The following is a 296-nucleotide window of genomic DNA, read 5'->3' on the forward strand; positions in this document are numbered from 1 at the left end:
ACCGTTCGTTCTTCAACGTGATTCTCGGCGGCTTCGGTAATGAGGCGGGGGCGGCGGTAGCGGGTGGGTCGGCGGAGCAGCGTCCGGTGAAATCCGGTTCTGCAGACGATGCGGCGTTTATGCTCGGCAATGCTGAAACCGTGGTGATCGTGCCGGGGTATGGTCTCGCCGTGGCACGTGCGCAGCATGCGCTGAAGGAGCTGACCGACAAGCTGGTCGAGAAGGGCATCGAGGTGAAGTACGCAATTCACCCGGTGGCGGGCCGGATGCCGGGACACATGAACGTGCTGCTCGCG

1 protein-coding gene is annotated in these 296 nt (G+C 63.5%); it reads left to right on the forward strand.

From position 1 onward, the window contains the following. The coding region (locus P0D70_RS36950) for an NAD(P)(+) transhydrogenase (Re/Si-specific) subunit beta (RefSeq protein WP_408188148.1) at window positions 1-296 on the forward strand (296 nt) is incomplete at both ends.

The sequence above is a fragment of the Paraburkholderia sp. RL17-381-BIF-C genome (assembly GCF_046026435.1).
Taxonomy (GTDB): domain Bacteria; phylum Pseudomonadota; class Gammaproteobacteria; order Burkholderiales; family Burkholderiaceae; genus Paraburkholderia.